The sequence below is a fragment of the Mesorhizobium sp. WSM3860 genome (assembly GCF_002294995.1).
In the GTDB taxonomy this organism is placed as follows: Bacteria; Pseudomonadota; Alphaproteobacteria; order Rhizobiales; family Rhizobiaceae; genus Mesorhizobium.
Genome location: NZ_NSGF01000028.1, coordinates 22573 through 37432, shown reverse-complemented (window position 1 = coordinate 37432; position 14860 = coordinate 22573). Strand labels below are relative to the sequence as shown.

Here is a 14860-nt window from a genome sequence, read left to right as displayed (position 1 = left end):
ATTCTAAGGGGATCAGTGCGCAGACCGGGCCTTGCCGCGCTCTTCGAGGTAGCCGACCAGCCGCACCAGCGGCCACAGGAAGGCGAGATAGATGATCGCCGCGCCGATCAGCGGCGTTGGATTGGCCATCAGCGCCTGTGCGTCGGTCGCCTGCTTCAGGAGGTCCGGCATCGCCACCACCGAGGCGAGCGCGGTGTCCTTGAACACCGAGACGCAGTTGCTGGTGAGCGGCGGAATGACGACACGGATTGCTTGCGGCAGGATCACCTTGCGCATAGCGACCCAGAAGGGCAGGCCGAGTGCCGAGGCCGCCTCAAACTGGCCCTTCGGAATGTTCTCGATGCCGGCGCGGCAGACTTCCGCGGTGAAGGCCGCCAACACCAGCGACAGCGCAAGTGCTGCCGAGACGAAGGACGTCAGGCGGATGCCGACGAAGGGCAGGGCGTAATAGATCAGGATCAGCACCACCAGGATCGGCAGCGCGCGGAATATGTCGATGCAGAGGATCGCCAGCCGTCTGAGGGGCTTCGGCGCGTAGAGCCGCACCAGGCAGATCGCCAGCCCGCCGATGGTGCCGAAGACGATCGCCGCGCAGCCGAGCAGAATGGTGTTGCCGAGACCGCGGATCAGGATCGGAAACGATCGGACCAGAATGCCCCAGTTGAAGAAGGTGTCGATCAGTTCCATCGGCGTTCACCGTGAGACAGGGCGCGCTCCGTCTGTGCGGCGCCCAAGGGTAGAAGCGAGAGCGCCGGCGTATCGCCGACGCTCTCGTCGAAGCTGGCAATTCGCCGGCTTATTGCGGGATCGGGCCGGGCGTCACCGTGCTGGTGCCGGCCTCCGGATCGACGCCGAACCACTTCTTGTGGATCGCGGCCATCGTGCCGTCCTTCTTCATGGCGCTGATCGCGTCGTTGACCTTTTCCAGCAGCGGATGACCCTTCTTGGTCATCATCGCAAAACGCTCGCCGGTCGGGATGCGCACCAGGATCTTCAGCGCCGGCATCTGCTTGATCGCGAACAGGAAGCCGGCGAGCTCCCCGGCGCCGCCGTCGATGCGGCCGTTCTGCACGTCGAGCAAAAGATCCTGCTGGGCGTTGTAGCTCTTGGTTTCGGCGACGCCGAGCTTTGCGGCGTTTTCCTTCATGTAAGCTTCGCCCGTCGAGCCGGCGATGACGCCGATGGTCTTGCCCTTCAGATCGTCGAGCGACTTGATGGTCGAGTCGGCCTTTCCGACGATGGTGCCGTCGCTGTCGTAATAGGCTTGCGTGAAGCCCTGGTTCTGCAGCCGCTCCTTGGTGATCGAGATTGAGGACACGGCGAAGTCGATGCGGCCCGAAGCGGTCGCCGCGAACAGTGCCTGGAAGCCGAGATCCTGGAACTCGACCTCTGCGCCGATGCGCTTGGCGACATCATTGGCGACATCGATCTCAAACCCCTCGAAGCCGCCGGACTCGGTCTTGTATTCCCATGGCGGGTTGGCCGGATAGGCGCCAACCATGATCTTGTCGGCAAAGGCGGGTGCCGCAAAGGCGAGGCCGGCAGCGACGGCCACCCCAATCAGTCCTAGACGTTTCAACATCTTGCTTCCCTCTGGTTCGGTTCCTGATCCGCCCCTTTCCGGCGCCAAACTCCCGGGCGCCGCAGGCGAGGCGATACCTGAATTCAGGACGCGCGACGTCGCCGCGAACCGATATGCTCGGTGAGCCGCGCGATCAGCGCATCGACCGCCGTCTCTGTGGTGACCATGCCGGGAGACAGTCGCAGCGTCGTGCCGCGGGCATCGCAGTAAAGCCGCTCCTTGCGAAGCGCGGCTATGATCTTCGCCGGCTCGGCGCCTTGCGGCGGCAGGCCGACCATCACGCTGCCGCCGCGCTCCCTGGCGTCGAGCGGCGAGCGGATCTCCCAGCCATTCTCCAGCGCGGCGCTGATGATACGCTCGACCAGCCCGGCATTCTGCGCGCGGATGGCGTCGATGCCGGTCGGTTCCACCCACTCCAGCCCGGGCAGCGAGGCGACGCTCGCCAGGATCGCCGGCGTGCCATGATCGAAGCGGCGCGCATCGTCGGCATAAGTGAAAGCGTCGAGGTCCCAGGAGAATGGGTTCGGCTGGCTGAACCAGCCCCGCAACTCCGGCCGGCAGGACTTAAGAAGTTCCGGCGCGACCTGCAAAATGCCGGCGCCGGAGGATCCGCACAGCCATTTTAGCGAAGTCGAGACGACGAAATCGACCGGCGTCGCGGCAACCGAAAACGGCGCCACGCCGATGCCCTGTGTGACGTCGACGCCGACGATGCTGCCCATGGCGCGGCTATGCGCGGCGAGCCGGTCGACATCGCAGCGGTGCGAGGCCGTCGAGGTGACGAAGGTGATGAGCGCGAGCCCGACATCCGCTTGCCAGCGGGCGATGAAATCTTCGTCGCGCACCCAGGTCTCGCTTGGCCGCAATGGGACGGTGTCGAGGGTGAAGCCGAAACGCTCGCCCAAGCCCGCGAGCAGAAAATGCAGGCTCGGAAAACAGTCGCCGGCGACCAGCAGGCGTTTTCCCGCCAGGCGCGCGGCCGGCAGGGCGCCGATCAGGCTGTAGAGCGCGGCGGTGACATTCTCGGCCGTGGTCAGCGTGCCTTGCGGCGCCTCGATCAGCCGCGTCCAGGCATCGATGAAGCGTTGCTGCGCGGCAAGCGCGGCGGGCCACTGGCCGTCGTCTTGTGCCGACCAGATGTTGGAGAATTTCGTCAGCGAGGCGGCCATTTGCTCGGCCTTGCCGGGGAAGGTGCCGATCGAATGATAGAGAAAATAGCCGGACATTTGCTGTCTCGCTCCCTTGTGATCATGTGATCACAAATCCGGACAAGGATCAATCGGCAACAGGGAAGAAATGCGGATTGGCGACCAAGAAGTGCTGATTATCTTTGGTCCACGAGCCGCTGCTAAATCTCTGTGGAGATGGCCGAAGCGACGGATTCTCTACGTCTGCGTTGGCAGGTTCTACACTATGGAGATTGGCCGAACGCCCATTCCGTCGTCATCCTTGGGCGCAGCGGGAAGCGAAGCGTACCGCGTAGACCCAAGGTCCATTCCGTTACATATGAGCGGTGCAGCGGCGCAGAATTTTGCTCCGCGGCGGCGCCTCAAGGTCACGGAATCGATCCTCGGGTCTGCGCCGCGTGGCTTCGCTCCTTGCTTCGCCCGTGGATGACGAACCTGTAGGCGTCAGGGCGTCCTTCCGAAGGCGGCGAAATCGACCGGTCTGGTCTCCGGCACGTCAGGACAGATCGTCCGCAAAGTCGCTTGTGTCGCCGTGATATCGGCCACCACCTCGTCGCGCGCGCGGATGAAGTCCTTGTCTCTGATGGCCGCGATGATCGCGATGTGCCGGCCCGAAGGCTCCATGGCGCCGGCGCGCATCAGCGGCGCGACATGGTTGGAGAGCAATCGCATGTAGGGACCGAAGCGCAGCCACAGCGTCTCGATCAGCTGGAACAGAACATCGGAGCCGGAGGCGCGGTAGATGGTGAAGTGGAACTGCTGGTTCTTGGCGATCAGCTCGTAAATGCTGCCGTCGCGGCCGATCGCCTGCTGGTCGTCGGTGACCCGCTGCAGGCTGGCGATCTCGCCTGCGGTCAGGCGCGGCCCGCCAAGCTCGGCGGCGAGCCCTTCGACGGCGAGCCGGGCCCGGCAGAGGTCGTCGAGCCGCGCCCGCGTCACCACCGGCACGCAGGCTGAACCGTTCTGCGAGATTTCGAGCGCATTCTCTGCAGCCAGCCGCCGCAACGCCTCGCGCACCGGCATGTTTGAGGTGCCGAAAGCCTGCGCCAGCGAGGCGATGGTCAGCACCTGCCCAGGATCGAAGCTGCCGACCATCAGGGCATGGCGAAGCTGTTGGTAGACGCCATCCTGGACCGTGATGCGTCCCGATACTGGTTCGAAGCCCAGAGCCACGCTTTTGCTTTCCTTGACTGCTCACAAAGCCTATGTGCGAAGAGCACGCCAAACATGCCCCCGACGCGGGCGTGATCATCTGATCACAGATTGGGCCAAGATAAAAGCCGGCGGATCGGCGGAGTCGCCGCTGCGCGGCTACCGGGGTGTTGCCGCTGGCTGAACTCAGTCGGGAATGACCGCCGTAGCCTGTATCTCCACCTTCGCCCGGTCCTCGACTAGCGCCACCACCTGCATGGCGGCCATCGCCGGGAAATGCCGGTCGATGACGGCGCGGTAGGCTTCGCCGATCCCTTTGAGATTGGCGAGGTATTCGGCCTTGTCGGTAAAATACCAGGTCATCGAGGTGATGTGCTGCGGCTCGCCGCCGGCTTCGGCGAGCACGGCGACGATATTGGCGAGGGTCTGCCGCACCTGGCCGACGAAATCGTCGGTCTCGAACTGGCACGCGGCATTCCAGCCGACCTGGCCGCCGATGAAGACCAGCCGGCCACGCGCGGCCACGCCGTTGGCATAGCCGATCGGTTTGGCCCAGCCTTCCGGCTGCAGGATCGTGTGCATATCTAGCTTCCCCTTAACTGAAATGCGGTCCGCAAGGCATTGGTCTCACGCCGTTCCCATCACCTGCCTGGCGATCACCACCTTCTGCACGTCCGACGCTCCTTCATAGATGCGCAGTGCCCGGATCTCGCGATACAGGCTCTCGACGATATGGCCCTTGCGCACGCCGTCGCCGCCATGCAGCTGCACCGCCTTGTCGATCACTTCCTGCGCCTTGTCGGTGGCGAACAGCTTGGCCATGGCTGCCTCGCGCGTCACCCGCGCGGCGCCCATGTCCTTGGTCCAGGCGGCGCGATATACGAGCAGGGCGGCGGCGTCGACATCGAGCGCCATGTCGGCGATGTGGCCCTGCACCAGCTGCAACTCGGCCATCGGCGCGCCGAACAGTTTTCGCTCGGCCACCCTTTTGATGCTTTCATCCAACGCTCTTCGAGCAAAGCCGAGCGCCGCGGCGCCCACGGTTGAGCGGAAGACGTCGAGCACCGCCATGGCGATGCGGAAACCGTCGCCGGGCTTGCCGATCAGGGCGGAAGCCGGAAGGCGTACATTGTCGAACGACAGCCGCGCGAGTGGATGCGGGGCGATGACCTCAAGCCGCTCGGCGACACTGAGATCCTTAGTGTCGGCCGGCACAACGAAGGCGGAAATCCCCTTGGCGCCCGGCGCCTCGCCGGTGCGGGCGAAGACGATGTAGACGTCGGCAATGCCGCCATTGGAGATCCAAGTCTTCTCGCCCGAGAGCACATAGAAGTCGCCGTCGCGGACAGCCGTCATCTCCATGTTGGCGACATCCGATCCCGAGCGCGGCTCCGACAGCGCGAAAGCGGCAAGCGCCTGGCCCGCCCGCGTCTTTTCCAGCCAGCGCTGCTGCTCCGGTGTGCCGAACAGCGAGATCGCGCCGGTGCCAAGTCCCTGCATGGCGAAGGCGAAGTCGGCGAGCCCGTCGTGGCGCGCCAGCGTCTCGCGCGTGATGCAGATCGTACGTACATCGAGCGGTGCCGGATTGTCCGGGTCGAGCGCCGTCGGCTTTAGCCAGCCGTCGCGGCCGAGCATGGAGACGAGGTTGCGGCAGGCCGCATCGACGTCGTGGTGATCGACGGGCAGGTTCTTTGCGCACCAGGCGTCGAGTTGCTCGGAGAGTTGGCGATGGCGGCTTTCGAAGAAGGGCCAGTTGAGGAAGGAACGGTCAGGCATTTGTGCCTCAGCAGTTCCGCGGGGTTTGCACTCTACGGCGCCCCCCTCTGTCCTGCCGGACATCTCCCCCACAAGGGGGCAGATTGGCAGTTTTGGCGCCCCGCTCATTCTTGCGACCTTCGTGATTGGCGAAAGCAGAGATGACAGCTGATCTCCCCCCAAGTGGGGGAGATGTCCGGCAGGCCAGAGGGGGGCGCTGTCCCGCCAACGTCTCCAATAATCCACCCATCCTCAATTCCCCTCGAACACCGGCTTTTCCTTGGCGACGAACGCCTTGTAGGCGCGCTCGAAATCGCCGCTCTGCATGCAGATGGCCTGCGCCTGCGCTTCAGCCTCGATAGCCTGATCGAGACCCATCGACCATTCCTGGTTGAGCTGCGTCTTGGTGATGCCATGCGCGAAGGTCGGGCCCGAGACGATGCGTGCCGCCAGGTCGAGCGCGTCGGCCTCGAGCGCCGCCGCATCGACCAGCCGATTGTAGAAGCCCCAGCGCTCGCCTTCGGCCGCGCTCATGGTGCGGCCGGTGTAAAGCAACTCGGCGGCGCGGCCCTGGCCGATGATGCGGGGCAAGATTGCGCAGGCGCCCATGTCGCAGCCGGCGAGGCCGACACGGGTGAACAAGAAGGCGGTCTTTGCATCCGGCGTCGCGATGCGGATGTCGGCGGCCATGGCGATGATCGCGCCGGCGCCGACCGCCACGCCGTCGACCGCGCAAATGATCGGCTTGCCGCAATTCAGCATCGCCTTGACGAAGTCGCCGGTCATGCGCGTGAAGGCAAGCAGCGCCTTCATGTCCATCTTGACCAGCGGCCCAATGATGTCGTGGACATCGCCGCCCGAGCAGAGATTGCCGCCATTGGGCAGGAACACCACGGCATCGACATCGTCGGCATAGACGAGATCGCGGAACATGTCGCGCAGCTCGGCATAGCTGTCGAAGGTCAGCGGGTTCTTCCGCTCCGGACGGTCGAGCCGGATTCTTGCCACCCTGCCTTCGACTTCCCAGAGGAAGTGCTTCGGCTTGAGCTTGGCCATGGCGCTCATTCGCGTCCCTCCCAATTGCTGCGGAACGATTTCAGCATACCGGTCAGCCGCCGCGCCTCGTCCTCGCTGACGTTGCCGAGCAACTCGCCGACCCAGTTCTCATGCGCGGCGGCGATTGCGGCGAACGACTTCGCGCCTTCATCGGTCAGTCGCACCATCGAGGTGCGGCGGTCGCCGTTGCGGCGCGCCCGCGTCACCAGCCCTTCGGAGACCAGCCGGTCGACGATGCCGGTGATATTGCCGTTCGACACCAGCAGGAATCGCGACAGATCGCTCATCAGCATGCCCTCCGGCGACCGATAGAGCGCCGCCATCACGTCGAAGCGCGGCAGCGTGGTGTCGAACTCCTTCTTCAGCCGCTCGCGCAACTCGGCCTCGATCGTGCGCGAGGCGCGCAGCAGCCTAATCCAAAGGCGCAGCCTGTCCTTGCCCGGGCCGGCGAATGTCGGTCCCGCTACCATGTCTCGCCTCCCGAGACCGAGATCGCCTGTCCGGTGATCGACCGCGCCGCGTCGCTGCAGAGCCAGAGCACCGCGTCGGCGACTTCGTCCGGCCGGATGAAACGCCCTTGCGGGTTGACGGCCGACAGGCTCTGCCTTGCTTCCTGCGCCGAGCGCCCCGTTTTTTCGGCGATGCGCTGGACGGACTCCTCCAGCATCTCGGTTTCGACGAAGCCGGGACAGACGGCATTGACCGTCATGCCCGATTTGGCGGTCTCGGCGGCCAAGGCCCGCATCAATCCGACGACGCCATGCTTGGCCGCGACGTAAGGCGCGACATAGGCATAGCCTTTCAGCCCGGCAGTGGAGGCGATGAATACGATGCGGCCTGTCTTCCGCGAAAGCATGCCGGCCAGCGCCGGTTGCACGGTGACGAAAGCGCCGGTGAGGTTGACGTCGAGCGTGCGCCGCCAGTCGGCGAGCGAAGTCTTGTGCGCCGGCGCACTGGCAGCCATGCCGGCATTCGCGACGACGATCTCGAAGGGACCGCGCGCCGCTTCGGCCTTCTCGTAAAGCGCAGTCATGTCGGCTTCGTCGGTGACATCGGCGGCGATGCCGAAGACACGGTCGTTTTCCCTCGCGACTTCGTTCAGCGCCGCCTCACGACGCCCGCAGATGGTGACCTCGACGCCGGCTTGCGCCAGCGCCAGTGCGATTGCACGGCCGACGCCGGAGCCGCCGCCGGTGACGAGGGCATGTCTGCCGGCGATCATGCCTTGTTTCTCCAAGTCAGGCGCTGCCCCTCACCCTTACCCTCTCCCCGTGAAGAACGGGGAGAGGGGGGCATCGGCGCTGGAGCGCGTCCCTTCTCCCCGTCCTTCACGGGGAGAAGGTGCCGGCAGGCGGATGAGGGGCAGCGCCCACCTGGGAAAGATGAAGCGCTCATACCTTCAGCCCCGCTGCCGCTTCGCGTTCGGCCAGGCGGTAAATCTGGTCGCGCCCACGCAAATAAGGATCCGGCCACTTGACTCCGCGATCGCCGAGGGTGACCGCCGCATGCAGCGTCCAATAGGGATCGGTAAGATGTGGCCTGGCCAGCGCCACCAGATCGGCGCGTCCGGCCATCAGGATCGAATTGGCGTGGTCCGGCTCGTAGATGTTGCCAACCGCCATCGTTGCCATGCCGATCTCGTTGCGGATGCGGTCCGAGAACGGCGTCTGGAACATGCGGCCGTAGACCGGCTTGGCGGCGATCGTGGTCTGACCGGCCGAGACGTCGCAGAGATCGACGCCGGCTTGATGCAGAAGCTTGGCGATCGCTACCGCATCGGCCGGCGTGACGCCTTCGATGCCGACCCAGTCATTGGCCGAGATGCGCACCGAGATCGGCTTTTGCGCCGGCCACACGGCGCGCACCGCGTGGAAGATCTCCAGCGGGTAGCGCATGCGGTTTTCCAGCGAGCCGCCATACTGGTCGGTGCGCCGGTTGGTCAGCGGCGTGATGAAGGCGGAGAGCAGGTAGCCATGCGCGGCATGGATCTCCAGCATGTCGAAGCCGCAGCGCTCGGCCATTTCGGCCGAGGCGACGAACTGGTCGCGCACAACTTCCATGTCGGCGCGTTCCATCGCCTTCGGCACCTGATTCTGCGGCGACCACGGGACCGCCGATGGCGCCATCACCGGCCAGTTGCCGGATGGCAGCGGCTCGTCGGTTCCTTCCCAGCCGAGGCGGGTCGAGCCCTTCGGGCCTGAATGGCCGATCTGGGCGCAGATCTTGGCTTCGGTCTCGGCATGGACGAAATCGACCAGGCGCTTCCAGGCGACCTCATGTTCGGGCTTGTAGAAGCCGGTGCAGCCGGGCGTGATGCGTCCCTCGGGGCTGACGCAGGTCATCTCGATATAGAGCAGCCCGGCCCCGCCCTTGGCGCGCTCGGCATAGTGGGCGAAATGCCAGTCGGTCGGGCAGCCGTCGATCGCCTTGTACTGGGCCATCGGCGAGACGACGATGCGGTTCGTGAGCGCCATCTCGCGCAGCCTGAATGGCGCGAACATCGGCGCGCGGCGCAGCATGTTGCCGCCGGCGCCAGCCTTGCGCTGGAACCATTCCTCCGCGCCCGCCAGCCATTCGGCGTCGCGCAGGCGAAGGTTCTCGTGGCTGATGCGCTGCGAGCGGGTGAGCAGCGAATAGTTGAATTGAACTGGATCTAACCCGAGATAACGTTCGACTTCCTCGAACCATTCGAGCGAGTTGCGCGCCGCCGACTGCAGTTTCAGCACCTCTGTGCGCCGAGCATCCTCGTATTTGCGGAAGGCCGCCTCGAGATCCGGCTCGGACTCGACATAGTCGGCGAGGGCGACCGCGCTCTCCAGGGCCAGCTTCGTGCCGGAGCCGATCGAGAAGTGCGCCGATGCCGCGGCATCGCCCATCAGGGCCAGGTTCTTGTGCGACCAGCGCTCGCACAGCACGCGTGGAAAGTTGATCCAGGCCGAACCTCTGATGTGGTTGGCGTTGGTCATCAGCGGATGGCTGCCGAGATGCTTTTCGAAGATGCGCTCGCAGAGCGCGATCGATTCCTGCTGCGTCATCGCGCCGAAGCCGAAACGCTCCCATGTCTGCTCGCTGCATTCGACGATGAAGGTCGCCGTCTCACTGTCGAACTGGTAGGCATGCGCCCACACCCAGCCATGCTCGGTCTTTTCGAAGATGAAGGTGAACGCGTCGTCGAACTTCTGCGTGGTGCCGAGCCAGACGAACTTGCATTTGCGCGTGTCGATGTCGGGCTTGAAGACGTCGGCGAAGGCGGCGCGGGATTTCGAGTTCAGCCCGTCGGCCGCGACCACAAGGTCATGCGTTTCCATGAACGGCCTCGGATCGGAAATCTCGGTCTCGAACATCACCTTGATGCCGAGCTCGCGCGCCCGCCGCTGCAGCAAGATCAAGAGCCGCTTGCGGCCGATGCCGCAGAAGCCGTGGCCCGTGGAGACGGTGCGTACGCCGTCATGGATGACGGCGATGTCGTCCCAATAGGCAAAATGCTTCTTGATCCACACGGCGCTGACCGGGTCGTTCCTGGTCAGGTTCTCCAGCGTTTCGGCCGACAGCACCACGCCCCAGCCGAACGTGTCGTCGGGACGGTTGCGCTCATAGACCGTCACATCATGCGCGGCGTCGCGGAGCTTGAGCGAGATGGCAAAATAGAGTCCGGCTGGGCCGCCGCCGAGAACCGCAACCTTCATGTCTTGCGATCTCCTCTAGAGCAATTCCAGGAAAAGTGCGTAGCGGTTATCCGTCCGGAATTGCGTCAAACGCTCTAAGGGCATCAGGAGTCGCCGGCAAGGCCGGCGATCCCGACAGTCACTATCGCGCCGACAGGCAATTATTTCAAGCTTGAAGTTTCATAGTTGAACCAATGCAGATGCACATCGCTGCTCATGTCACTTGCTTGGGTCCTTTGGGCTCCACAGCACCGTCTCCGCGCCCTTCTCGTAAGCCATGCCATCGGGATAGCTGATCGCCTCGAGCTGCAACCCCCATGGCGCCTGGAAATAGAGGATGGTCTGGCCGGCGGCCGGCCCTTCCTTGACCGGCAGCGGTCCCAGCCTGGTCTTCACGCCCTTCGCGTCGAGATAGGCCTTCGCCGCAGCGACATCATCGACATAGAAGGCGATATGGAAGCCGCCGATATCGCTATTCTTCGGCGTCAGGTCCTTCTGGTCGGGCGCGGTGTATTTGAACAATTCGATGTTCGATCCATAGCCGCAGCGCACCATGGTGATCTCCTCGATAACCGCTTTCGGATCGACGCCGAGCAGGTCCTGCATGAAGGTGCCCTTGTCGTCGGCGAACGGCCCGAAGGACATCGCCTTCTTGCAGCCGACCACATTGATGAAGAAGTCGACGGCCTGCTTCATATCTGGCACGGTGACGCCGGTATGATCGTGCCCGCGCATGCCGGGTATCGAGTCGGCCGCAGCCATTCCCATTGAGCCGAACAGGATTGTGGCGAGCATCGCACTGCATGTTGCGTATTTCATGTCACCCTCCATTTGGCGGGCTGACTTTGCTCCCATGCACATCCGAGGCCCGCTGTTCGGTGTGCGGACGGTTTGGCTTTTCTCATGCCGGCACCTTTGCAGGCGGCTGCAGCCAGTTCGCATCGATCTCAGGCAGCGGGATGGCCGCGAGCAGGTCGCGCGTATAGCCCTCCTTCGGATTATCGAAGAGCGCATCGGTGGCGCTGGCCTCGACGATCCTGCCCTCGCGCATGACGATGACTTGCCGGCAGAGCCGCCGGATCACCGACAAATCGTGGCTGATGAAGGCGACCGTCAGCCCCATCTCGGCCGCCAGCTTTTCCAGCAAGGTCAGGATCTGCGCCTGCGTCGAGACGTCGAGGCCGGAAACGATCTCGTCGGCCAGCACGAATTTCGGCGACAGCGCCAGCGCCCGTGCGATGCCGACGCGCTGGCGTTGCCCGCCGGACAGCTCGTGGCGGTAGCGGCCGGCAAAACTCTGCGGCAGGCCGACACGCTGCAGGGCTTCCGCAACGCGCTCCTTCAGCCGGTCGCCAAGCCCGTTCTGCCTCAAGGGTGCTGCGATGATGTTGAAGATGGTGTGCCGCGGGTTGAGCGAGGACATCGGGTCCTGAAAGATCATCTGCAGGTCGCGGCGCAGCGGCCTCAATTCGGCTTCCGAAAGATGGCTGATGTCGCGCCCTTCGAAGCCGATCGAGCCGGCGCTCGGCTCGATCAGCCGCACCAGCGCGCGGCCGAGCGTCGACTTGCCCGAGCCAGACTCGCCGACGATGCCGGTCACCGATCCTTTCGGCAGGTCGAAATCCAGCCCTTTGAGGATCTCGGCCAGCGGCGTGCGGCCGATCAGCGGCTTGCGCGTCATGTCGGGCAGCGCCACCTTCAGCCCGCGCACCGAAAACAGCGGCTCAGCCATGGCTTGGCCTCCACGCCCGGTCGGCGGCCGCGATCTCGTCCGCGAGCCCGGCCAGCACAGTCTCGTCCACCGGCTTCAGCGATGCGTAAGGATCGGTATAGCGCGGCGTCGCCGCAATCAGCGCCCGCGTGTACGGGTGCTGCGGTGATGCGAAGAGGTCGGCGGTCTGGGCCTCCTCGACCACCTTGCCGGCATAGAGCACCGACACTTTCTGGCTGATCTTGGCAACGACGCCGAGATCGTGGGTGACGAACAGGATTGCCGTGCCGTGATCGCGCTGCAATTGCGCAATGAGCCGCAGGATCTGCTTCTGCACGGTCACGTCGAGCGCCGTCGTCGGCTCGTCGGCGACGATCAATCGAGGTTCGGCGGCGAAGGCAGCCGCGATCAGCACCCGCTGGCGCATGCCGCCGGACAGCTCGTGCGGATAGCATTTCAGAACACGTTCGGGCTCGCGGATCTGCACCTCGTCGAGCAACTGGCGGATACGTTTGTCGGCTTTCTCACCGCTCCAGCCGAGGATGCGCACCAGCCGGTCGGTCATTTGCGGGCCGATGCGGCGCGACGGGTTGAGCGCGGTGAGCGGGTCCTGTGGGATCAGTGCGGTACGCGCGCCGATCAGCGTCCGCCGCGCCTTCGCATCAAGGCGGCCGAGATCCTCGCCCTCGATCAGCATCTCGCCCTCGACGATGCGCACGCTTTTCGGCAGCACGCCAAGCACCGCCTTGCCGATCATCGTCTTGCCGGCGCCGCTTTCGCCGACCAGCGCGCGAACTTCCCCCGGCTGCACGGCGAGCGACACCGAGCGCAGCACCCGTCGTTCGTTTGGCAGCACGGCGCTCAAGCAGCGGATTTCGAGGCATGGTTCCATATTGGCGCTCATCGCAGCACCGGATCGAATCGCGTCTTCAACCCCTCGCCGAACTGGCTGAAGGACAGCACGGTGAGGATCAGGGTCGCCAGCGGGAACACCAGCACCCACCAAGCCTGGTGGATCGACAGACGGCCCTCCGCGATGATGCCGCCCCAGGTCGGATCGTCGGTCGAGATCGACAGATTGACGAAGGAGAGGATCGCCTCGACGATGACGGCGATGCCCATCTCAAGCGACAAGAGCGCCACCACGGAAGGCAGCACATTGGGCAGCACTTCGCGCAGCATGATGCCGGTGCGGCCATAACCGGCGATGCGCGCGCTCTCGACATAATCCATGCGCGCCTGGCTCATCGCCTCGGCGCGGATCACCCGGCAGAAGCGTGTCCAGTCGATGACGGCGATGGCGATGATGACCGAGCTCAAGCCCGTGCCCAGCACCGCGACCAGCAGAATCGCGAACAGCACCGGTGGGAAGGCCATCCAGACATCGACGACGCGCGAGATGATGCGGTCGGCCCAACCGCCGAAATAGCCGGCGATCAGCCCGAGCGCCGAGCCGATGAGGCAGGCGGCGGATGCTGCGGCGAAGGCGACGATGAAGGCGATGCGGCCGCCGAAGATCAGCCGCGACAAGAGATCCCGGCCGAGGCTGTCGGTGCCGAGCCAATAGCCGGGCTCGGCGCCGTCCAGCCAGAAAGGCGGCAGGCGCTCCAGCATCAGATCCTGCGCCAGCGGGTCCTGCGTCGCGATCAGCGGCGCGAAGATGGCCGCAAGCAGCGCCAGCAAAAGCCAGCCGCCGGCCAGCCACAGCCGCGGGCTCAGCCCACGCCGCGAAATGCGCGCCTCATCCATGGCGCAGCCTCGGATTGAGCAGCGCATACATCATGTCGACAACAAGGTTGATCAGCACGAAGAGCAGCGCAAACACCAGCACGATGCCCTGGATCAGCGGCAGGTCGCGATTGATAACGGCATCGATCGCCATATTGCCGAGACCTTCATAGGAGAACAGCCGCTCGACGATGACCGTGCCGCCGATGAGGAAGGTGAACTGCACGCCGACCAGCGTCAGCGTCGGCAGCGCCGCGTTCTTCAACGCCTCGCGCAGGATAACCTGCGTTTCGGAAAAGCCTTTGACCCGCGCCAGCACGACATAGTCGAGGTCGAGCACTTCCTTCAGCGACTGTTTCAGGAGTTGCGCGATGATCGCCGCCAGCGGCAGCGCCAGCGCAATCGCCGGCATCAGCATGTGCTTGAGCAAATCCCAGGTCAGGTCGAAGCGGAGCCTGAGTATGCTCTCGACGAGGTAGAATTGGGTCACGAAGGGCAAGTCGAGTTGCGGCGACACTCGGCCGGAAATGTCGAACACCGGGACAAGCACGCCGAACAACAGGATCAGCACCAGGCCCCACAGGAAATCAGGGATGGAGAGCGTCGCGCCGCTGGCGATGTCGATGCCGGCTTCGACCGCCGTGTCGCGCGAACGCGCACCGAGGATCGCTGCGGAGACGCCGATCGCCACCGCCATCAGCAGCGCCACGGTGGCCAATTCCAACGTCGCCGGCAGCCGGTTGAAGACCAGGCCGAGCACATCCTGGCGCAGCGAGATCGAATTGCCGAAATCGCCATGCAACACGCCGCCAAGCCAGATGAAGAACTGCTGCACGATGCTCTTGTCCAGCCCATAGAGCGCGCGCAGACGCGCGACGTCGTCATTGCTGGCGCCGGGCGGCAGCATCATGGCGATCGGGTCGCCGGGCGCCACGCGGATGACGACGAAGACGACGACGGCGACGCCGAACAGCGTGACCAGCATCGTCACCAGACGAACGAAGAATCTTTGCAGCAGCATGCT

The 14860-nt window shown here is 64.7% G+C and carries 15 protein-coding genes; all 15 read right to left on the bottom strand.

The features are described 5' to 3' along the window. Positions 1-12: 12 nt before the first annotated feature. Positions 13-687, bottom strand: a complete 675-nt coding sequence (locus CK220_RS28480) for an amino acid ABC transporter permease (protein ID WP_095814710.1) — start codon at positions 685-687, stop codon at positions 13-15. Between the two features lie 109 nt (positions 688-796). Further along, positions 797-1582: an ABC transporter substrate-binding protein gene (locus CK220_RS28475; RefSeq protein WP_095814709.1), complete on the bottom strand. Its 786-nt coding sequence runs from the start codon at positions 1580-1582 to the stop codon at positions 797-799. Between the two features lie 83 nt (positions 1583-1665). Further along, a complete protein-coding gene (locus CK220_RS28470; RefSeq protein WP_095814708.1) occupies positions 1666-2808 on the bottom strand; it encodes an aminotransferase class V-fold PLP-dependent enzyme in 1143 nt (380 codons plus the stop codon). 405 nt (positions 2809-3213) lie between these two features. Further along, positions 3214-3942: a GntR family transcriptional regulator gene (locus CK220_RS28465; protein ID WP_095814707.1), complete on the bottom strand. Its 729-nt coding sequence runs from the start codon at positions 3940-3942 to the stop codon at positions 3214-3216. Between the two features lie 165 nt (positions 3943-4107). After that, a complete protein-coding gene (locus CK220_RS28460; protein WP_095814706.1) occupies positions 4108-4503 on the bottom strand; it encodes a RidA family protein in 396 nt (131 codons plus the stop codon). 45 nt (positions 4504-4548) lie between these two features. Next, positions 4549-5697 (bottom strand): acyl-CoA dehydrogenase family protein, encoded by a 1149-nt coding sequence (locus CK220_RS28455; RefSeq protein ID WP_095814705.1) that lies wholly within the window; start codon positions 5695-5697, stop codon positions 4549-4551. Positions 5698-5928: 231 nt separating this feature from the next. Then, complete coding sequence (locus CK220_RS28445) at positions 5929-6741, bottom strand: enoyl-CoA hydratase family protein (protein ID WP_095814704.1); 813 nt, start codon at positions 6739-6741, stop codon at positions 5929-5931. Beyond that, positions 6738-7202: a MarR family transcriptional regulator gene (locus CK220_RS28440; protein WP_095814703.1), complete on the bottom strand. Its 465-nt coding sequence runs from the start codon at positions 7200-7202 to the stop codon at positions 6738-6740. Before CK220_RS28440 ends, CK220_RS28445 begins: the two co-directional genes overlap by 4 nt. Next, positions 7196-7954 carry an SDR family NAD(P)-dependent oxidoreductase gene (locus tag CK220_RS28435; RefSeq protein ID WP_095814702.1) on the bottom strand — a complete coding sequence of 253 codons (759 nt, stop codon included), beginning with the start codon at positions 7952-7954 and terminating at the stop codon, positions 7196-7198. The genes CK220_RS28440 and CK220_RS28435 overlap by 7 nt, the downstream gene beginning before the upstream one ends. A gap of 169 nt (positions 7955-8123) precedes the next feature. Continuing rightward, positions 8124-10418: a bifunctional salicylyl-CoA 5-hydroxylase/oxidoreductase gene (locus CK220_RS28430; RefSeq protein ID WP_095814701.1), complete on the bottom strand. Its 2295-nt coding sequence runs from the start codon at positions 10416-10418 to the stop codon at positions 8124-8126. Between the two features lie 198 nt (positions 10419-10616). Beyond that, the gene (locus CK220_RS28425) at positions 10617-11216 is read right to left on the bottom strand and encodes a VOC family protein (protein WP_245429430.1); all 600 of its coding nucleotides are present in this window, start codon (positions 11214-11216) and stop codon (positions 10617-10619) included. An 82-nt stretch (positions 11217-11298) separates the two neighbouring features. Beyond that, positions 11299-12129 (bottom strand): ATP-binding cassette domain-containing protein, encoded by an 831-nt coding sequence (locus CK220_RS28420; RefSeq protein WP_095814699.1) that lies wholly within the window; start codon positions 12127-12129, stop codon positions 11299-11301. Beyond that, entirely contained in the window at positions 12122-13000 is an 879-nt protein-coding gene (locus CK220_RS28415; RefSeq protein ID WP_245429429.1) for an ABC transporter ATP-binding protein, read from the bottom strand. The genes CK220_RS28420 and CK220_RS28415 overlap by 8 nt, the downstream gene beginning before the upstream one ends. Before the next feature lie 8 nt (positions 13001-13008). Continuing rightward, positions 13009-13857 (bottom strand): ABC transporter permease, encoded by an 849-nt coding sequence (locus CK220_RS28410; protein ID WP_095814697.1) that lies wholly within the window; start codon positions 13855-13857, stop codon positions 13009-13011. Continuing rightward, entirely contained in the window at positions 13850-14857 is a 1008-nt protein-coding gene (locus CK220_RS28405; protein ID WP_095814696.1) for an ABC transporter permease, read from the bottom strand. The genes CK220_RS28410 and CK220_RS28405 overlap by 8 nt, the downstream gene beginning before the upstream one ends. Positions 14858-14860 lie beyond the last annotated feature (3 nt).